17 protein-coding genes are annotated in these 17,980 nt (G+C 61.2%); 15 read left to right on the forward strand and 2 right to left on the reverse strand.

Annotation, left to right across the window (positions count from 1 at the left end; all coding sequences use genetic code 11):
• Positions 1-32: 32 nt before the first annotated feature.
• Together motA and motB are read left to right on the forward strand one after the other, a co-directional pair.
• The gene (gene motA, locus BUE92_RS15995; RefSeq protein WP_003188041.1) at positions 33-884 is read left to right on the forward strand and encodes a flagellar motor stator protein MotA; all 852 of its coding nucleotides are present in this window, start codon (positions 33-35) and stop codon (positions 882-884) included.
• A gap of 3 nt (positions 885-887) precedes the next feature.
• The gene (motB, locus tag BUE92_RS16000) at positions 888-1,907 is read left to right on the forward strand and encodes a flagellar motor protein MotB (protein ID WP_073524876.1); all 1,020 of its coding nucleotides are present in this window, start codon (positions 888-890) and stop codon (positions 1,905-1,907) included.
• A gap of 170 nt (positions 1,908-2,077) precedes the next feature.
• On the opposite strand, the gene rsgA is transcribed toward motB, so the two are convergent.
• A complete protein-coding gene (gene rsgA / locus BUE92_RS16005) occupies positions 2,078-3,109 on the reverse strand; it encodes a small ribosomal subunit biogenesis GTPase RsgA (RefSeq protein WP_003188044.1) in 1,032 nt (343 codons plus the stop codon).
• Between the two features lie 108 nt (positions 3,110-3,217).
• On the opposite strand from rsgA, the gene orn reads away from it, so the two are divergent.
• Both orn and BUE92_RS16015 read left to right on the forward strand, forming a co-directional pair.
• Positions 3,218-3,760, forward strand: a complete 543-nt coding sequence (gene orn, locus BUE92_RS16010; protein WP_003171343.1) for an oligoribonuclease — start codon at positions 3,218-3,220, stop codon at positions 3,758-3,760.
• 191 nt (positions 3,761-3,951) lie between these two features.
• Positions 3,952-4,569, forward strand: coding sequence for a trimeric intracellular cation channel family protein (locus BUE92_RS16015; protein ID WP_169913170.1), 618 nt, complete (start codon positions 3,952-3,954; stop codon positions 4,567-4,569).
• Here the strand turns inward: BUE92_RS16015 and queG are convergent.
• The gene (queG, locus tag BUE92_RS16020) at positions 4,566-5,630 is read right to left on the reverse strand and encodes a tRNA epoxyqueuosine(34) reductase QueG (protein WP_032904047.1); all 1,065 of its coding nucleotides are present in this window, start codon (positions 5,628-5,630) and stop codon (positions 4,566-4,568) included. The genes BUE92_RS16015 and queG overlap by 4 nt on opposite strands.
• Before the next feature lie 63 nt (positions 5,631-5,693).
• Here queG and BUE92_RS16025 point away from each other — a divergent pair, with 63 nt between their 5' ends.
• The 11 genes from BUE92_RS16025 (at position 5,694) to BUE92_RS16075 (ending at position 17,968) form a co-directional block, all read left to right on the forward strand.
• The gene (locus BUE92_RS16025; RefSeq protein WP_073524878.1) at positions 5,694-6,554 is read left to right on the forward strand and encodes an NAD(P)H-hydrate dehydratase; all 861 of its coding nucleotides are present in this window, start codon (positions 5,694-5,696) and stop codon (positions 6,552-6,554) included.
• A complete protein-coding gene (tsaE, locus tag BUE92_RS16030) occupies positions 6,542-7,012 on the forward strand; it encodes a tRNA (adenosine(37)-N6)-threonylcarbamoyltransferase complex ATPase subunit type 1 TsaE (protein WP_073524880.1) in 471 nt (156 codons plus the stop codon). Before BUE92_RS16025 ends, tsaE begins: the two co-directional genes overlap by 13 nt.
• A 15-nt stretch (positions 7,013-7,027) precedes the next feature.
• Positions 7,028-8,449 (forward strand): N-acetylmuramoyl-L-alanine amidase, encoded by a 1,422-nt coding sequence (locus BUE92_RS16035; RefSeq protein ID WP_003188054.1) that lies wholly within the window; start codon positions 7,028-7,030, stop codon positions 8,447-8,449.
• Complete coding sequence (gene mutL / locus BUE92_RS16040; protein ID WP_073524883.1) at positions 8,449-10,365, forward strand: DNA mismatch repair endonuclease MutL; 1,917 nt, start codon at positions 8,449-8,451, stop codon at positions 10,363-10,365. The genes BUE92_RS16035 and mutL overlap by 1 nt, the downstream gene beginning before the upstream one ends.
• The gene (gene miaA, locus BUE92_RS16045) at positions 10,365-11,336 is read left to right on the forward strand and encodes a tRNA (adenosine(37)-N6)-dimethylallyltransferase MiaA (protein ID WP_073524884.1); all 972 of its coding nucleotides are present in this window, start codon (positions 10,365-10,367) and stop codon (positions 11,334-11,336) included. Before mutL ends, miaA begins: the two co-directional genes overlap by 1 nt.
• Before the next feature lie 94 nt (positions 11,337-11,430).
• A complete protein-coding gene (hfq, locus tag BUE92_RS16050) occupies positions 11,431-11,691 on the forward strand; it encodes an RNA chaperone Hfq (protein ID WP_003188059.1) in 261 nt (86 codons plus the stop codon).
• A 12-nt stretch (positions 11,692-11,703) separates the two neighbouring features.
• Complete coding sequence (gene hflX / locus BUE92_RS16055) at positions 11,704-13,005, forward strand: ribosome rescue GTPase HflX (protein ID WP_003188061.1); 1,302 nt, start codon at positions 11,704-11,706, stop codon at positions 13,003-13,005.
• Positions 13,006-13,101: 96 nt separating this feature from the next.
• Entirely contained in the window at positions 13,102-14,277 is a 1,176-nt protein-coding gene (hflK, locus tag BUE92_RS16060; protein WP_003188062.1) for an FtsH protease activity modulator HflK, read from the forward strand.
• A complete protein-coding gene (gene hflC, locus BUE92_RS16065; protein WP_003188064.1) occupies positions 14,277-15,143 on the forward strand; it encodes a protease modulator HflC in 867 nt (288 codons plus the stop codon). The genes hflK and hflC overlap by 1 nt, the downstream gene beginning before the upstream one ends.
• 293 nt (positions 15,144-15,436) lie before the next feature.
• The gene (locus BUE92_RS16070) at positions 15,437-16,624 is read left to right on the forward strand and encodes an ATP phosphoribosyltransferase regulatory subunit (protein ID WP_003188066.1); all 1,188 of its coding nucleotides are present in this window, start codon (positions 15,437-15,439) and stop codon (positions 16,622-16,624) included.
• A 54-nt stretch (positions 16,625-16,678) separates the two neighbouring features.
• Positions 16,679-17,968, forward strand: a complete 1,290-nt coding sequence (locus BUE92_RS16075; protein WP_003188067.1) for an adenylosuccinate synthase — start codon at positions 16,679-16,681, stop codon at positions 17,966-17,968.
• Positions 17,969-17,980 lie beyond the last annotated feature (12 nt).

Consider the following 17,980-nt stretch of genomic DNA (forward strand, 5'->3'; position numbering starts at 1 on the left):
CATGAACCCGACGGCGCAAGTACCCCTCTCCTATGGCTAAAATTATCGGCATCATTGTCGTCATCGCAAGTGTGCTCGGAGGGTACGTCCTCTCCCACGGTAAAATCGCCGCACTGATCCAGCCTTTCGAAGTGCTGATTATCGGCGGTGCCGCGTTCGGCGCATTTTTGCAGGCCAACCCAGGCTATATGACCATGCACGTGGTCAAGAAGTCCCTGGGCATGTTCAGCTCTCGCTTCTCCCACACGTTTTATCTGGAAGTGCTGGGGCTGATCTACGAGATCCTCAACAAAAGCCGCCGCGAAGGCATGATGGCGATCGAGGGCGACATCGAAGACGCCGCGGCCAGCCCGATTTTTGCCAAGTACCCGGCCGTGCTCAAAGACGAGCGCATGACCGCGTATATCTGTGATTACCTGCGCATCATGTCCTCCGGCAACATGGCGCCCCACGAGCTGGAAGGCCTGTTCGACATGGAGTTGTTCAGCCTTAAGGAAGAGCTGGAGCATCCTTCCCACGCCGTGACCGGCATCGCCGACGGCATGCCCGGTTTCGGTATTGTCGCGGCGGTACTGGGTATCGTGGTGACCATGGCCTCCCTGGGCGAAGGCGATCAGGCGGCCATCGGTATGCACGTAGGTGCGGCGCTGGTGGGGACCTTCTTCGGTATTCTCGCCGCCTATGGTTTCTTCGGCCCGCTCGCCACCTCCCTGGCCCACGATGCCAAGGAAGAGATCAACCTCTACGAAGCGATCAAGGCGTGCCTGGTGGCATCGGCCTCGGGCATGCCGCCGTCGCTGGCCGTGGAGTTCGGGCGCAAGGTGCTGTACCCGAAACATCGCCCAAGCTTCTCCGAGCTGGAACAAGCGGTTCGCGGTCGCTAAGCCATGGAAAACAACCAGCCGATCATCATCAAGCGCGTCAAGCGCTTCGCTGCGGGGCACCATGGCGGTGCCTGGAAAATCGCCTTCGCCGACTTTGCCACGGCGATGATGGCGTTCTTCCTGGTGCTGTGGCTGATGTCCACCGCTACGCCGGAACAGAAGATCGCCATCGCTGGCTACTTCAAGGACCCGATTGGCTTTTCGGAAAGCGGCACGCCGTTTGTCATTGACCTGGGCGGCTCGCCAGAACTGGCGCCCGAGCGCACCATCAATCCAGAAGTGCAAACTGAGTCGCCCCAGGAAAAAATCCCGATTGAGCGCGACACCGTCGAATCCATGGCCGAGCAGGTCGAACAGGAGCGCCTGGAGCTGTTGCTGCAAGAATTGCAGAACAAGGTCGAAGAAAACCCACAGTTGCTGAAGTTCAAGGACCAGATTTCCTTCGAGATCACACCCGAGGGGTTGCGCATCCAGATCACCGATGCGGCCAACCGGCCGATGTTCGACTCTGGCAGTGCGCGCTTGAAGCCGTACTTTGAAGACATCCTGCTGGCCATGGCTGACACCATCAAGGCAGTGCCGAACAAGATCAGCATCAGCGGCCATACCGACGCCAAGCCCTACGCGGGCCAGGGTGATTTCGGCAACTGGGAACTCTCGGCCAACCGCGCCAACGCCGCCCGCCGTGCGCTGGTAGCTGGCAGCTATCCAGACCCGCAAGTGGCGCGGGTGGTGGGCTTTGCCTCCTCGCAGCTGTTTGATCCCCAAGACCCGTTCAACCCGGTCAACCGCCGTATCGACATCGTGGTGCTGACCAAAAAAGCCCAGCGTGCGATTGAGGGCGATCAACCACCGCCACCGGCACCGACCCAAGGCGAGGGTGCGCCAGGCGAAGTGCCGGCCGACCCCAACGCGCTGCCGCCTGAGCAGGAACCGCTGCCAGCCCATGAGCTGCGCCAGAAGCTGAACCTGTTTGATGATGGGGGTGTCAAGGATCCTACGGTGCCTGCACCGGCCTCCTAAGCTCCAGATACAAAAAGGCCGCGATGATCGCGGCCTTTTTGTATCTGCGCTGTCATTGTAGGAGCGAGCTTGCTCGCGAAAAACGTCAACGATAACGCGTGTATCCAGGATGCCCGCGTTGCGCTTGGGATCTTCGCGAGCAAGCTCGCTCCTACAGAACTGGCGGTAGGTTAGTAGCTGCTCTCAGGCAAGCTCGCAATAATCGACCGATAGCTGTTCATCCGCTGCTGCTGCACGCGGCCATCCTCCAGCGCCTTGAGCAACGCACAACCCGGCTCGCGGTCATGTTTGCAGTCGCGGAAGCGGCAGGTGCCGATCAGGTCGTTGAACTCGATAAAGCCCGCTTCCACATCGCTGCGGCTGACGTGGCCCAAGCCGAACTCACGAATGCCCGGCGAGTCGATCAACTCGCCGCCGCCCGGGAAGTGGAACAACCGTGCGGTGGTGGTGGTGTGGGTGCCCTGGCCGGACAGCTCCGACAGCGGCCCCACGCGGGTTTCGACTTCCGGCAACAGGCTGTTGACCAGCGACGACTTGCCCACGCCAGACTGGCCGACGAACACGCTGATACGCCCGTCCAATTGCTGTTGCAGTTGTTCCATACCGTTGCCGTGATGGGCTGATACTTCCAGCACCGGGTAGCCCAGGGTGCGGTAGACCGCCAGTAACGCATTGAGCGCCGGGGCGTTCTGCTCGTCGATCAGGTCGAATTTGTTCAGCAGCAGCAGCGGGCGGATGCCGGCATGCTCAGCCGCGACCAGGTAGCGGTCGATCAGGTTGGCATGGGGCTCGGGCAGTGGCGCGAACACGATCACGATCATGTCGACGTTGGCCGCCACCGGCTTGAGCTGCCCACGGCTGTCGGGGCGGCGCAGTTCGGTGCTGCGCGGCAACTGGGCGACGATCACGCCGATGCCCTGGTTGCCGGCACGCCACACGACCTTGTCTCCAGTGACCAGCGCAGGCAGGTTGGCGCGCAAATGGCAACGGAACACCTGGCCTGCGAGTTCGCCTTCGAGCGCCTCGACCTCGACCTGCACACCAAAGTGCGCGATCACCAGGCCGGTTTGTTCGGGCCCCAGGTCGCCGCCCTCGAGCGCTTCCACGGCGGAGGATTCACGTTTGGCGGCGCGTGCAGCGCGTTCACCTTGAATCTTTTCGATGCGCCAGTTTTGGCGACGGTTGAGCTGGCGTTTGGCCATTGGTGTTCCGTGTCGATAATGCAAAAGTTGGGTAAAACGGTCGCGAGTCTAGCACGCCCCCGCCTGCTAAACTGCCCGGCTACGCCAAGGTGCCAAGAGAATCAAGCCATGCAAAACCCACAGAACCTGATTTGGATCGATCTGGAAATGACCGGTCTGAACCCCGACACCGACGTCATCATCGAGATGGCGACCATTGTCACCGACAGCAACCTCAACACCTTGGCCGAAGGTCCGGTGATCGCCATCCACCACAGCGACGCCGTGCTCGCCACCATGGACGAGTGGAACACCCGCACCCACGGTAACTCCGGGCTGACCCAGCGCGTGCGCGACAGCCGCATCAGCATGGCCGAAGCCGAAGCCGAAACCATCGCCTTCCTGGAAAAATGGGTGCCCAAGGGCAAGTCGCCAATCTGCGGCAATAGCATCTGCCAGGATCGTCGCTTCCTTTATACGCACATGAAGGGGCTGGAAAGTTACTTCCACTACCGCAACCTGGACGTGTCGACCTTGAAGGAACTGGCTGCGCGTTGGGCGCCGGAAGTCAAGGACAGCTTCCATAAAGGCAGCACGCACCTGGCGCTGGATGATATTCGCGAGTCGATTGCCGAGTTGCAGCATTACCGCAAGCATTTCATCAAGGCTTGAAGATGTAGCGCCTGGCCCGACGCCTTCGCGAGCAAGCCCGCTCCCACATATGTTCCCCGTTCGTCATGAAAACTCGGTCAAGTGTGGGAGCGGGCTTGCTCGCGAAGGGCGCGACGCGGTCTTTAGCCAAACGCCCCCTTTTGGTGCCCTCGGCAAATGATTAGACTGCCGGCCTCTCTGTCAGGATCGCCATCATGTTGCTGATGCTCTACCTCGTCGCCATCACCGCCGAAGCCATGACCGGCGCGCTGTCCGCGGGCCGGCGTGGCATGGACTGGTTTGGCGTGGTGCTGATCGCCTGCGTGACGGCCTTGGGCGGCGGTTCGGTGCGCGATGTGTTGCTTGGCCACTACCCGCTGACCTGGGTCAAACACCCGGAGTACCTGGTGCTGACCTCCGTTGCGGCGTTGGTGACGATCTTTATCGCGCCCTTGATGCGCCACCTGCGCTCGCTGTTCCTGGCGCTGGATGCGGTGGGGTTGGTGGCGTTCACCCTGATCGGCTGCATGACCGCACTTGAAATGGGCCACGGCATGTTGGTGGCGTCGGTCAGCGGGGTCATCACCGGGGTATTCGGCGGCATCCTGCGGGATATCTTCTGTAACGACATCCCGCTGATCTTCCGCCGCGAGCTGTATGCCAGCGTGTCTTTCCTGGCAGCGTGGTTCTACCTGCTGTGTCTGTACCTGGAGCTGCCCAGCGAGCAAGCGATTCTGCTGACGCTGTTCAGTGGCTTCCTGTTGCGCCTGCTGGCGATCCGTTTTCACTGGGAAATGCCCAAGTTCGTCTACAACGACGATGTGCACTAGCGCGCAGCGTGTTGCTCCAGCGCCCATTCCACGTGTTCGCGTACCAACTCCGACGGGTAGTCGCGCCGCGCCTTCAAGGCTTCCAGCACTGGAATGCTGGAGGGCGCATTGCCCAGGCCCACCGCCAGGTTGCGTAACCAGCGCTCGTAACCGGCGCGGCGCAGGGGCGAGCCCTCGGTGCTGCTGAGGAATTTATCCTCGTCCCACATAAACAATTCGGCCAGTTCAGCGTTATCCAGATTGTGCCGTGGCTTGAAATCGCTTTCGGCGGTGGGTCGGGCGAAACGATTCCACGGGCAAACGATCTGACAGTCATCGCAGCCAAACACGCGGTTACCGATTAACGGGCGCAAGTCCTCGGGAATGGCGCTTTTGAGTTCGATGGTCAGGTAGGAAATGCAGCGCCGGGCGTCCAGCACGTAAGGGCCGACGAAGGCGTTGGTGGGGCAGATGTCCAGGCACGCCGTGCAGCGGCCGCAGTGTTCGGTGGCGTGGGGCGGGTCTACCGGCAACGGCAAATCGACAAACAGTTCGCTCAGGAAGAAATAACTGCCAGCCTTGCGGTTGAGAACCAGGGTGTTTTTACCGATCCAGCCCAGGCCCGCTTGTTCGGCGATGGCTTTTTCCAGGACGGGCGCGCTGTCGACAAAAGCGCGAAAGCCAAACGGCCCGATCTGCGCCTGGATACGGTCGGCCAGTTGCTGCACGCGCTTGCGGATCAGCTTGTGGTAATCGCGGCCCAGGGCGTAGCGCGAGATGTAGGCTTTTTCTGGCTGGGCCAGCAATTGCGCCATTTGGGTATCGCCGGGCAGGTAGTCCATGCGCAGTGACACCACGCGCAAGGTGCCGGGCACCAGCTCGTCCGGGTGGGAGCGTTTGCTGCCGTGGGCGCCCATGTACTCCATCTCGCCGTGGTAACCCGCGTCGAGCCAGCGTTGCAGGTGCTGTTCATGCTCAGCCAGGTCGAGGCCGCTGATGCCGACTTGTTGAAAGCCCAGCTCGCGACCCCAGTCTTTGATCGATTGGGCAAGGGCGGGCAGATCGGAGGTAATAGCAGGCATGAGACACGGGAAACCACAGGTTAGATGCGTATAATTCTGCCAGACATCGGAGCTTGAAGACGCATGCCTCAGACAAAACACCCAATTACCGACGTTCAGCTGTTGTTGCCCGGCCATTTGCCGCAACTGGCTGCGCGTTCCCCGGACGCCCATAAGGGCCAATTCGGCCACCTGCTGGTCATCGGTGGTGACCGTGGCTTTGGCGGCGCGGCGTTGCTGAGCACCGAAAGTGCCCTGCGCAGCGGCGCCGGCATGGTCTCGCTGGCGACGCGGCCGGAACACGTGCCGGCCGCTCTGGCTCGGCTGCCGGAGGTCATGGCCGTCGGCGTGAGCTCGGCCAACCAGTTGATGGGCCTGCTGGAAAAAATCTCGGTGATCGTCATTGGCCCAGGCCTGGGCGATGCCGCCTGGGGCAAGAGCCTGTTGTCGGTCGCGGCCAATGCCAGCGTGCCGCAGGTGTGGGATGCCGATGCGCTCAATCAACTGGCCACTGGCAGCGTCGAGCTGCCGGCCAACTGTGTGATTACCCCTCATCCGGGCGAAGCTGCGCGTTTGTTGGGGCTGTCGACAGCCGAGGTTCAGGCTGATCGCCTTAAGGTGGCGCGCGCGTTGAGTCAGAAATTCAATGCAGTGACTATCCTCAAGGGGGCTGGCAGTTTGATTGCCAGCCCGGATGGGCGGCTTGCCCGTTGTGATCAAGGCCACCCGGCGATGGCGACGGCGGGGCTCGGTGATGTCTTGGCCGGTCTGGTCGGCGCACTATTGGCTCAGGGTATGCCCGCGTACGAGGCCAGTTGCCTGGCCGTGTGGTTGCACGCCACAGCCGGGGAGCGCCAAGGTGGCCTTGGTCGAGGGTTAGCGGCCAGCGACCTGATCCCCGCCATTCGTCAATTGCTGGAGGAGCAGTCGCCGTGCCTGAAGTGATTCTTTTCCTGGCAGATGAAGAGGCCATGGTCGCGTTGGGTCAGCGTATTTCGCAGGTCACGCGAGGGGCTGGGTTGATCTTTCTCGAGGGTGACCTGGGGGCAGGTAAAACCACATTGTCCCGGGGGATTATTCGCGGCCTGGGCCATACCGGTGCGGTAAAAAGCCCGACCTTCACGTTGGTCGAGCCCTACGAGATCGGGGATATACGCGCCTTCCACTTCGACCTCTATCGCCTGGTCGATCCGGAAGAGTTGGAGTTCATGGGCATCCGTGATTACTTCGACGATGATGCGCTGTGCCTGATCGAGTGGCCAAATAAAGGCACAGGCTTTTTGCCAAAGCCGGACCTGACCATTACCATTACGCCGCATGAGCACGGACGTCAGCTGAAGTTGTTGCCCCAGAGCCCACGCGCTGAGTCGTGGTGTGCTGCTCTGGCATTGGAATTCAAATAATTGGTGGGGTTAGGTATGCGCTTTCGCGCGTTGGTTGCTGTCGTGGGGGTGTTGCTTGCGGCAATGACTGTCAATGCTCTGGCTGCTTCACAGGTGAAAAGTGTTCGCCTGTGGCGAGCGCCGGATAACACGCGACTGGTGTTCGACCTGTCTGGCCCGGTCCAGCACAGTGTCTTTACCCTGACGGCGCCTGATCGCTTGGTGATCGACATCAACGGTGCCAGCCTGGCCGCGCCGCTGAAAGTCTCCACCGCCAACACGCCCATTACCGCCATGCGCTCAGCCCAGCGCACGCCGACCGACCTGCGCGTGGTCATCGACCTGAAAAAGGCCGTGACCCCCAAGAGCTTCTCCCTGGCGCCCAACGCCCAATACGGCAACCGCCTGGTGGTCGACCTGTTCGACAACCCCGCCGACGCCGCACCGCCGCCTGCGCCAACGCCGAGCGTGGCGACAGTGCCTGCGGTGCCGGTCAACCCCTCGCAACCCCAGGTCAAGCTGCCACCGCCGCCGCCCGCCCCGGCAGGCAAGCGCGACATCATCGTGGTGATCGACGCCGGCCACGGTGGCGAAGACCCGGGTGCCTCCGGTTCCCGCGGCCAGCATGAGAAAGACGTGGTGCTCGCCATCGCCCGTGAACTGCAGCGCCAGGTCAACGGCATGAAAGGCTACCGCGCCGAGTTGACCCGCACCGGTGACTACTTCATTCCATTGCGGGGCCGTACCGAAATTGCCCGCAAGAAGGGCGCGGACCTGTTTGTGTCCATTCACGCCGACGCCGCGCCTTCAACCGCTGCATTTGGTGCCTCGGTATTTGCCCTGTCAGATCGCGGCGCTACCTCCGAGACCGCGCGCTGGCTGGCCGACAGTGAAAACCGTTCCGACTTGATCGGCGGTGCCGGCAACGTGTCCCTTGATGACAAGGACAAGATGCTCGCAGGCGTGCTGCTCGACCTGTCGATGACCGCTTCGCTGACCTCCAGCCTGAACGTGGGCCAGAAAGTCCTGAGCAATATCGGGCGCGTGACCTCGCTGCATAAACAACGTGTGGAACAGGCCGGTTTCATGGTGTTGAAATCGCCGGATATCCCGTCGATCCTGGTGGAAACCGGGTTTATCTCCAACGCCAACGAAGCCTCGAAACTGGCCAGCGCGAGTCACCAGCAAGCGTTGGCGCGCTCGATCAGCGCTGGCGTGCGCCAGTTCTTCCAGCAGAACCCGCCGCCGGGCACCTACATCGCCTGGCTGCGCGACTCCGGCAAAATCGCCCAGGGCCCGCGTGATCATCGTGTGCAACCCGGTGACACCGTTGCCATGCTGGCGGTACGTTTCCAGGTCACGCCTGCTGCCCTGCGCAGCGCCAATAACCTGAAAACCGATGAATTGAAGATCGGTCAGGTGTTGACCATCCCCGGCACTTCATTGGCGGCGCAGTAATGAGTGAATCCATCTTGAACAGCGGGTCGCGCATTGAATTGCTCAGCCCGCGTCTTGCCAACCAGATCGCCGCAGGTGAGGTGGTTGAACGGCCGGCGTCGGTAATCAAAGAATTGCTGGAGAACAGTATCGACTCCGGCGCCAAGCGCATCGATGTCGATGTGGAGCAGGGCGGCGTCAAGCTGCTGCGGGTACGTGACGATGGCAGCGGCATCTCTTCGGATGACCTGCCCCTGGCCCTGGCCCGTCACGCCACCAGCAAGATCCGCGATCTGGAGGATCTGGAGCGGGTCATGAGCCTGGGCTTTCGTGGTGAGGCCCTGGCCTCCATCAGCTCCGTGGCCCGCCTGACCCTGACCTCTCGCACCCGCAGCGCCGAGCAAGCCTGGCAGGTGGAAACCGAAGGCCGCGACATGGCGCCTCGGGTCCAGCCGGCGGCGCATCCGGTGGGCACCTCAGTGGAAGTGCGCGACCTGTTCTTCAATACCCCGGCGCGGCGCAAGTTCCTCAAGGCCGAGAAAACCGAATTCGATCACCTGCAAGAAGTCATCAAGCGCCTGGCCTTGGCGCGTTTCGATGTGGCCTTTCACCTGCGCCACAATGGCAAAACCATCCTCAGCCTGCACGAAGCCAACGACGACGCCGCGCGTGCTCGGCGGGTGGCAGCGGTGTGTGGCAGCGGGTTCCTGGAGCAGGCGCTGCCGATTGAGATCGAGCGCAATGGCTTGAGGTTGTGGGGCTGGGTCGGGTTGCCGACGTTCTCCCGCAGCCAGGCCGACTTGCAGTATTTCTTTGTGAACGGCCGGGCGGTCCGCGACAAGCTGGTGGCCCATGCGGTACGCCAGGCTTATCGCGATGTGCTGTTCAACGGGCGGCACCCGACCTTTGTACTGTTCTTTGAGGTTGACCCTTCGGTGGTCGACGTCAATGTGCACCCGACCAAGCACGAAGTGCGCTTTCGTGACGGACGCATGGTGCATGACTTCCTCTACGGTACGCTGCACCGCGCCTTGGGTGACGTGCGCCCCGATGATCAGTTGTCAGCGCCGATTGTCACGGCGGTGGTGCGGCCAAGTGGTCCGGAAGCCGGCGAGTTCGGCCCCCAGGGCGAGATGAGCCTGGCGGCCAACCTTCTGCAATCGCCACAGGCACAGCCAGCCTACACGGCGCCAAACTCCGGTGCCGGTGCGGGTTATCAGTATCAATACACACCGCGCCCGCAATCGACAGTGCCGGTGGCCGAGGCCCAGGCGGCGTACCGTGAGTTTTTCGCGCCGCTGCCGGGTGCCGAGCCAGGTGCGACTGTGGCGTTGCCCGAAGGCGGCGGTGATATTCCGCCGCTGGGCTATGCCCTGGCGCAGCTCAAAGGCATTTATATCCTCGCCGAAAACGCCCATGGCCTGGTGCTGGTGGACATGCACGCTGCCCATGAGCGGATCATGTACGAGCGCCTGAAGATCGCCATGGCCAGCGAAGGCCTCAGTGGCCAGCCGCTGCTGGTGCCCGAATCCCTGGCGGTGAGCCAGCGTGAAGCCGACTGCGCAGAAGAACATCACAGTGTGTTCCAGAAGCTGGGCTTCGAGCTGCAACGCCTGGGCCCGGAAACCCTGGCGATCCGCCAGATTCCCGCGCTGCTCAAGCAGGCCGAAGCCAACCGCCTGGTGGCCGACGTGCTGGCAGACCTGATGGAGTACGGGACCAGCGACCGTATCCAGGCGCATATCAACGAATTGCTCGGCACCATGGCCTGCCACGGCGCCATCCGCGCCAATCGCCGCCTGGCCCTGCCGGAAATGAACGGCTTGCTGCGCGACATGGAAAACACCGAGCGCAGCGGCCAATGCAACCATGGCCGGCCGACCTGGACCCAGATGGGCCTGGACGATCTGGACAAACTGTTCTTGCGCGGCCGTTGATGAGCGCCTTGCCTCCCGCCATCTTCCTGATGGGCCCCACGGCCGCCGGCAAGACCGACCTGGCCATCGAGCTGACCAAGGTGCTGCCCTGCGAGTTGATCAGCGTCGACTCTGCCCTGGTTTACCGGGACATGGATATCGGTACGGCCAAGCCGTCAAAAGCGCTATTGGCCCAATATCCGCACCAGTTGATCGACATCATCGATCCGGCGCAGAGCTATTCGGCGGCGGATTTTCGCACCGACGCCCTGGCGGCCATGGCCGAGATCACCGCGCGCGGCAATATCCCGCTGTTGGTGGGCGGCACCATGCTCTACTACAAGGCGTTGCAGGAAGGTTTGGCCGATATGCCGCCTGCCGACGCCCAGGTGCGCGCCGAACTTGAAGAAGAGGCTGCGCGCCTTGGCTGGCAGGCCCTTCACGACCAGTTGGCGGCGGTAGACCCGGTGTCTGCGGCACGTATTCACCCCAATGACCCCCAGCGGCTCACACGCGCCCTGGAAGTCTGGCGCGTCAGTGGCCAGACCATGACTGAACATCGGCTGAAACAAACTGCGCAAAGTACTGATGCAGGCGCATCTGGACAGTCACAATTGCCCTATACTGTTGCGAATCTGGCCATCGCTCCGGCAAACCGCCAGGTGTTGCATGAACGAATTGCACAAAGATTCACAATAATGTTGGAACAGGGGTTTGTGGACGAGGTCGTAGCATTGCGTTCAAGAGGTGACCTGCATGCCGGGCTGCCTTCGATACGTGCTGTAGGCTACCGCCAAGTCTGGGATCATCTGGATGGCAAGCTGACGTCAGCCGAAATGCAGGAGCGCGGCATCATTGCCACGCGCCAATTGGCGAAGCGCCAGTTCACCTGGCTGCGCAGCTGGAGCGATTTGCACTGGTTGGACAGCCTGGACAGCGACAATCTGTCACGCGCCTTGAAATACTTGGGAACGGTCTCCATATTGAGCTGAGTCCTTGCAATTGCCGTCTATCCTTGGGGGTGTGACGGCCATAAGCTATCTATTTTCCGATTTTTTATTATTGATCCTTAAAGGAGTGCGGCACATGTCAAAAGGGCATTCGCTACAAGACCCTTACTTGAATACTTTACGTAAAGAGAAAGTTGGGGTTTCCATCTATCTGGTCAACGGCATCAAGCTGCAAGGTACGATCGAGTCGTTCGACCAATTCGTTATCCTGCTGAAAAACACCGTCAGCCAGATGGTTTACAAGCACGCTATCTCGACAGTCGTTCCAGTTCGTCCAATCCGTCTGCCTAGCGCAGCAGGTGATGAACAGGGTGACGCTGAGCCAGGTAACGCCTGATAGGAGTCTCCTTTGTTCTTTGAGCGCCACGGTGGTGGTGAGCGAGTAATCCTCGTTCACTTGGATGGACAGGACCCTGAGGCGCGCGAAGATCCGCAGGAGTTTCAGGAGTTGGCAAATTCGGCCGGCGCCGAGACCGTTGCGTTTTTTAACGTACCGCGTCATCGGCCAACCGCCAAATACCTGATTGGCAGCGGCAAGGTCGAGGAGCTGCGCGACCTGGTTCATGCCGAAGAAGCCGATCTGGTGATCTTCAATCACACCCTCACGCCCAGTCAGGAACGTAACCTCGAACGTGTTTTCGAGTGTCGCGTGATCGACCGTACCGGTCTGATTCTCGATATTTTCGCCCAACGCGCCCGCACCCATGAAGGCAAGCTCCAGGTTGAACTGGCCCAGCTTGACCACATGAGCACGCGCCTGGTTCGCGGCTGGACTCACCTTGAGCGTCAGGGTGGCGGTATCGGCATGCGTGGCCCGGGTGAAACCCAGTTGGAAACCGACCGGCGTCTGCTGCGGGTTCGCCTGCGCCAGATCAAGGGCCGCCTGGAAAAAGTGCGCAGCCAGCGTGAGCAGTCGCGACGTGGCCGTTCCCGTGCGGATATCCCAACGGTGTCGTTGGTGGGCTACACCAACGCCGGCAAATCCACGCTGTTCAATAACGTGACCAAGTCGGATGTTTACGCGGCCGACCAACTGTTCGCCACCCTCGACCCGACCCTGCGGCGTCTGGATATCGACGACCTGGGGCCGATTGTGCTGGCCGATACCGTGGGTTTCATTCGTCACCTGCCCCACAAGCTCGTCGAGGCATTTCGGTCTACGCTCGAAGAGTCGAGCAATTCCGACCTGCTGTTGCACGTGATCGATGCGGCCGAACCGGATCGCATGTTGCAGATTGAACAGGTAATGGTGGTGCTGGGCGAGATTGGTGCCCAGGACTTGCCGATCCTGGAGGTCTATAACAAACTCGATTTGCTTGAAGGCGTTGAGCCACAGATCCAGCGCGACGAGAACGGCAAGCCCCAGCGGGTCTGGCTGTCGGCGCGTGACGGCAGTGGCTTGGAGCTGCTTGAACAAGCCATTGCCGAATTGCTCGGCAGCGATTTGTTCGTCGGCACCTTGCGCTTGCCGCAGCGTTTTGCTCGACTGCGTGCACAGTTTTTCGAGTTGGGCGCGGTACAGAAAGAAGAACACGACGAAGAAGGTGTCAGCTTGCTGGCTGTTCGATTGCCACGCTCGGAACTCAATCGGCTGGTCAGCCGAGAGGGTGTTGTACCGGCAGAGTTCATCGAACAACACACTTTGCAATAAAAGCCTGAGAAAGCGGTTGTGCCGCAGTAGCAGGCATTCTGTAGCATTGGTCGGCGCGCCGTGGGTGCGTCTTTGCTTTATCAGATGGAGAGCGCTATGGCTTGGAATGAGCCGGGTGGCAACTCGAATAATCAGGATCCTTGGGGTGGTAAGCGCCGCAATAATGGCGACCGCAAGGGGCCACCGGATCTCGACGAGGCCTTCCGAAAGCTGCAGGAAAGCCTGAATGGGTTGTTCGGTGGTGGAAAAAAACGCGGTGGTGACGACGGCGGTCGCACCAGCAAGGGCGGTGGCTATGGCCTGCTGGGTCTGGGCCTTGTCGTGCTGGCGGCCGTATGGCTCTACAGTGCCGTGTACGTGGTGGACGAGCAGGAGCAAGCCGTGGTGCTGCGCTTCGGCAAGTACTACGAGACTGTCGGCCCGGGCCTGAATATCTATTTCCCGCCGATCGACAAGAAGTACATGGAGAACGTGACGCGTGAGCGTGCGTACACCAAGCAAGGCCAGATGCTGACCGAAGACGAGAACATCGTCGAAGTGCCGCTGACCGTGCAGTACAAGATCAGCAACCTGCAAGACTTCGTGCTGAACGTTGATCAGCCGGAAATCAGCCTGCAACACGCAACCGAAAGTGCCCTGCGCCACGTGGTGGGTTCCACCGCCATGGACCAGGTGCTCACCGAAGGTCGTGAGTTGATGGCCAGCGAAATCAAGGAGCGTCTGCAACGCTTCCTCGACACTTACCGCACCGGTATCACCGTTACCCAGGTGAACGTACAGAGCGCAGCGGCACCGCGTGAAGTGCAGGAAGCCTTTGACGACGTGATCCGTGCACGTGAAGACGAGCAGCGTTCGCGCAACCAGGCTGAAACCTATGCCAACGGCGTTGTGCCGGAAGCCCGTGGCCAGGCCCAGCGCATCCTTGAAGATGCCAACGGTTACCGCGACGAAGTGGTCTCCCGCGCCAAGGGTGAGGCAGATCGTTTCACCAAGCTGGTCGCCGAGTACCGCAAGGCCCCTGAAGTGACCCGCGAGCGTCTGTACCTGGACACCATGCAGGAAGTCTTCAGCAACACCAGCAAGGTTCTCGTGACCGGCAGCAAAGGTGGGCAGAACAACCTGCTGTACCTGCCGCTGGACAAGATGATCGAAGGTGGTCGTAGTGGCGCCAGTGCACCGTCCACCGGTTCGAATGCCGCTGCCAACGAAGCGAGCGCCCGTGCGGCCGCTGACTTGCTGCAACAGCAAACACGTACCAGGGAGAGCCGTTGATGAGCAATAAATCGCTGACCGCCCTGATTGTGGGCGTCGTCGTGGTCATCGCTGCCTGGAACTGCTTCTACATCGTCGCTCAGACCGAGCGTGCGGTGCTGCTGCAATTCGGTCGCGTGGTCCAGGCGGATGTCCAGCCGGGCCTGCATGTGAAAGTCCCCTACGTCAACCAGGTGCGCAAGTTCGACGCCCGCCTGATGACCCTGGATGCACCGACACAGCGCTTCCTGACCCTGGAAAAGAAAGCCGTGATGGTTGACGCCTACGCCAAGTGGCGCGTCAAGGATGCCGAGCGCTTCTACACCGCGACCTCCGGCCTCAAGCAGATTGCCGACGAGCGTTTGTCCCGTCGTCTGGAATCGGGCCTGCGTGACCAGTTTGGTAAGCGCACCCTGCACGAGGTGGTATCCGGTGAACGTGATGCGCTGATGGCTGACATCACTCGCTCGCTGAACACCATGGCGGAAAAAGAGCTGGGTATCGAAGTGGTCGACGTTCGCGTCAAGGCCATTGACCTGCCCAAGGAAGTAAACCGCAGCGTGTTCGAGCGTATGAGCACCGAGCGTGAGCGTGAAGCGCGTGAGCACCGCGCCAAGGGTAACGAGCTGGCAGAAGGTATCCGCGCCGATGCCGACCGTCAGCGCCGTGTACTGTTGGCTGAAGCCTATCGCGAGTCTGAAGAGGCCCGAGGTGATGGCGATGCTCAAGCCGCGGCGATCTACGCCAAGGCCTACGGCCAGGACCAGGAGTTCTACGCGTTCTACCGTAGCCTGCGCGCCTACCGTGAAAGCTTCGCGAACAAAACCGACGTACTGGTGCTGGACCCAAGCAGCGACTTCTTCCGCTACCTGGAAAAGTCCAAGTAACCAGCCCGTGATTCTGTAAGGCGCACTCCGTCGGGCGGCTAAAATGCCTGGCGGGGTGATCCTTTCAGAAAACGGGTGTATGATGCGGCAGCCGGGAAATTCCCGGCTTTTTTGCGTCTGCATGTTTGATTCGGCAGGCGTGACAGGTTTCTCGAGGAAAGTGCCCGACGAGGCCGTTTGCAGGCCGTTCGTCACGTCGCTCTTGCGCGTGGTTTATGCAAGGGACGGGTATTTTCTGCTTCACTCAAGGCTCGGCCGAGGGCTGGCCGCCCGGATCAAAGGGGAATGGCGTAATGGCAACGGTAGACCGCTGGCTGCTGCCAGATGGCATCGAAGAAGTACTGCCACCAGAGGCTGCGCGCATTGAAGTAGCGCGTCGCCAGGTGTTGGATCTGTTCCAGAGCTGGGGTTACGAGTTTGTCGTGACTCCCCATATCGAGTACCTGGAATCCCTGCTGACCGGCGCGGGCCAGGACCTGGATCTGCGCACCTTCAAGGTCATCGACCCGCAATCGGGCCGGCAAATGGGGTTCCGTGCTGACATCACGCCGCAAGTGGCGCGCATCGATGCGCACACCCTGCGTCGCGAAGGCCCGAGCCGCCTGTGCTACGCCGGCAGCGTATTGCATGCCCAACCACGCGCCTTGTCGTCTTCGCGCAGCCCGATCCAGTTGGGCGCCGAGTTGTACGGTGATGCCAGCCCAAGCAGCGATGTTGAAGTGATCAGCCTGATGCTGGCCATGCTGCAACTGGCGGATGTGCCGGATGTGCACATGGACCTCGGCCACGTCGGTATTTACCGTGGCCTGGCGCGCGCCGCCGGGTTGTCCGGTGAAGTGGAGCAACAGCTGTTCGATGCCCTGCAGCGCAAGGCTATCGACGAAGTGATCGCCCTCACCGAAGGTGTGCCTGCCGAACTGGCTGGCATGCTGCGAGCGCTGGTAGACCTGTGCGGCGGCCGTGAAGTGCTGGTGGCTGCGCGTGAGCGCCTGGCCAATGCGCCGGCACCGGTATTGGCAGCACTGGATGATGTGCTGGCAATTGCCGAGCGCCTGTCGGCGCGGTTCCCGGAGCTGCCGCTGTATTTTGATCTGGGTGAATTGCGCGGCTACCACTACCACACCGGTGTGGTGTTCGCGGTGTTCGTTCCGGGTGTTGGCCAGGCCATCGCCCAAGGTGGTCGTTATGACGATATCGGCGCCGACTTCGGTCGTGCGCGTCCGGCCACTGGTTTTTCCACCGATTTGAAAACCCTGGTGACCCTGGGGCGTGCTGAGGTCGAGCTGCCGTCTGGTGGCATCTGGATGCCCGACAGTACGGACGCAGCGCTCTGGCAGCAGGTTTGCCAGTTACGCCGTGAGGGTCAGCGTGTAGTCCAGGCCTTGCCTGGGCAGCCATTGGCCGCCGCCCGTGAAGCGGACTGCGACCGGCAATTGATTCAGCAGAACGGGCTTTGGCAAGTATCGCCACTGGCTTCTTGAGTTTTCCTGCCGGCCATCGCCGGCACCAAGTTTGCGCGAATGAGGACAAGTGTTATGGGTAAGAATGTCGTAGTCCTGGGCACCCAATGGGGTGATGAGGGCAAAGGCAAGATCGTTGATCTGCTGACCGAACATGCTGCCGCCGTAGTGCGCTACCAAGGTGGCCACAACGCTGGCCACACCCTGGTCATCGATGGCGAAAAAACCGTCTTGCACCTGATCCCGTCGGGTGTGCTGCGCGAAGGCGTGCAGTGCCTGATCGGCAACGGCGTGGTGGTCGCACCTGACGCCCTGCTGCGCGAGATCACCAAGCTGGAAGAGAAAGGCGTACCGGTGCGCGAGCGCCTGCGTATCAGCCCGTCCTGCCCGCTGATCCTGTCCTTCCACGTTGCGCTGGACCAGGCCCGTGAAAAGGCGCGTGGCGAGCTGAAGATCGGCACCACCGGTCGCGGCATCGGCCCGGCCTATGAAGACAAGGTTGCACGTCGTGGCCTGCGTGTGGGCGACCTGCTCAACATGCCGCGCTTTGAAGACAAACTGCGTGAACTGGTGGATTACCACAACTTCATGCTGGTGGGTTACTACAAAGAGCCGGCCATCGAGTTCGAAAAGACCCTGGCCGAGTGCAAGGAATACGCTGAGCTGCTCAAGCCGCTGATGCTGGACGTGACGGCGGAGCTGCATGACCTGCGTCGCGCTGGCAAGGACATCATGTTCGAAGGTGCCCAGGGTTCGCTGCTGGACATCGACCACGGTACCTACCCGTACGTGACCAGCTCCAACACCACCGCTGGCGGCGTTGCCACCGGTTCTGGCGTTGGCCCGATGTTCCTGGATTACATCCTGGGTATCACCAAGGCCTACACCACTCGCGTAGGTTCGGGCCCGTTCCCGACTGAGCTGTTCGACGACGTTGGTGCGCACCTGGCCAAGCAAGGTCACGAATTCGGCGCCACCACTGGCCGTGCTCGTCGTTGCGGCTGGTTCGACGCCGTTATCCTGCGTCGTGCTATCGATGTGAACAGCATCTCGGGCATCTGCCTGACCAAGCTGGACGTACTCGACGGCCTGGAAACCATCAACATCTGCACCGGCTACAAAGATGCTGAAGGTAACGACGTTGCCCCGACCGACGCTGACAGCTACGTGGGCCTGCAGCCTGTGTACGAAGAAGTGCCGGGCTGGACTGAATCGACCGTGGGCGCCAAAACCCTGGAAGAGCTGCCAGCCAACGCCCGTGCGTACATCAAGCGCGTCGAAGCGCTGATTGGCGCACCGATCGACATTATTTCGACGGGCCCGGACCGCAACGAGACCATCGTTCTGCGTCACCCGTTCGCGTAATAAGCGGTTGAT

The organism is Pseudomonas fluorescens (assembly GCF_001902145.1).
GTDB lineage: Bacteria > Pseudomonadota > Gammaproteobacteria > Pseudomonadales > Pseudomonadaceae > Aquipseudomonas > Aquipseudomonas fluorescens_BV.